At 65.7% G+C, this 1,520-nt stretch carries 2 protein-coding genes; both read left to right on the forward strand.

Features of this window, described 5'->3' with window-relative positions:
• Positions 1–417, forward strand: a 417-nt coding sequence (locus ON23_RS38970; protein ID WP_218001127.1) for a hypothetical protein, incomplete at its 5' end; no start/stop codon positions are given.
• An 82-nt stretch (positions 418–499) separates the two neighbouring features.
• On the forward strand, positions 500–1,520 hold a 1,021-nt coding region (locus ON23_RS28040; RefSeq protein ID WP_174376531.1), incomplete at its 3' end, for a KUP/HAK/KT family potassium transporter.

Below are 1,520 nucleotides of genomic sequence, written 5' to 3' on the forward strand. Positions count from 1 at the left end.
CGCGGAACCACCACCGGCGACATCACCGCGGCGCGCAACAGCAGCGTTCAGCTAGATCACCGCCGGCGACTTCATGTACGGATCGATGGAATAACCGACGACCTGGTGGCAGAACCCATTCTTCGCAGTACCCAGGTAGACATTTCTTTCGCCGATGCGGTGTTCAGTGAATCGCTGAGCCACAGACGATTTGGCCTCTGCGGTGAAGTTTCGCCGCACCGGATCGGGAACAGTTCGGCGAGCGCGCAAGACCCGGCACGCCATATCCGGGAATGTTCCTTCTGCGGCAAGCTGTTTCACGATCGGCAAGGCGCTCCCCCGGTGACTCTGCCTGCGACAGATATGCTGCTGCGCGCCGCAATAGTCTTTCAGCCTCCACCGCCGGTCCCGAGCCGGCAACACATCGGTTCGCGGTAGCCGCGCGGCCGTGCTCTCACCGGCAGCGGAGCGGTGCGTTGTATCGTCCGATGGGCGTGGCACCGCGATGTGGAGGAGCAGTATGGCACGGGCGAAGGGCACCATCGGGGGCGGTCCCGCGTTCGAGGTGGAGCCGGACCGGCCTCCGAGCCACACCGATGCGGTGCGCTGGGGTGTGGTGGTCGGCGCGCTGGGAGTGGTGTTCGGCGATATCGGGACGAGCCCGATCTACACCCTGCAGACCGTGTTCGATCCGGGCGACCCTCATCCCGTACCGGTGACCACCGACAACGTGTTCGGCGTGGTGTCGTTGGTGTTCTGGTCGGTGATGATCATCGTCACCGTCACCTACGTGCTGCTCGCGATGCGCGCCGACAACGACGGTGAAGGCGGCATCATGGCGTTGATCACGCTGCTTCGCCGGTGGAGTTCACCGCGCGGGCGAAAGACGGCCATAGGCCTGGCCGCGCTCGGAATCTTCGGCGCCTCACTGTTTTTCGGCGACAGCATGATCACGCCTGCCATCTCGGTGCTGTCCTCGGTCGAAGGCATCAAGGTCGTCGAGCCGGCGTTGAAGGATTTCGTCATCCCGGCGACGGTCGTGATCATCGTGGCGCTGTTCGTGGTGCAACGCCGCGGCACCGCCACGGTCGGGCGGATGTTCGGCCCGATCATGATCGCGTGGTTCCTCACCATCGGCACGTGCGGAATCGGCGGCATCCTGCGCAATCCCCGCATCCTGGAGGCGCTGTCGCCCACGTACGCGCTGGGCTTTCTGATCGGACACTTCGGAACGGCGTTCTTCGCGCTCGCCGCGATCGTGCTCGCGGTGACCGGCGCCGAGGCGCTGTACGCGGACATGGGACATTTCGGCCGCCGTTCCATCACCCGCGCATGGCTGATCCTCGTCTTTCCCGCCTGCACGCTCAGCTACCTCGGCCAAGGCGCGCTCATCCTCGACGACGCCCGCAACATCAGCAGCCCCTTCTTCCTGCTCGCACCCGGGTGGGCACGGCTGCTGCTGGTGCTGCTGGCCACCGCCGCCACGGTCATCGCGTCCCAGGCGGTGATCACCGGCGCGTATTCCGTCGCCGCCCAGGCCG

Origin of the sequence: Nocardia cerradoensis NBRC 101014, from assembly GCF_000308535.1 — a bacterium.
GTDB lineage: Bacteria > Actinomycetota > Actinomycetes > Mycobacteriales > Mycobacteriaceae > Nocardia > Nocardia cerradoensis.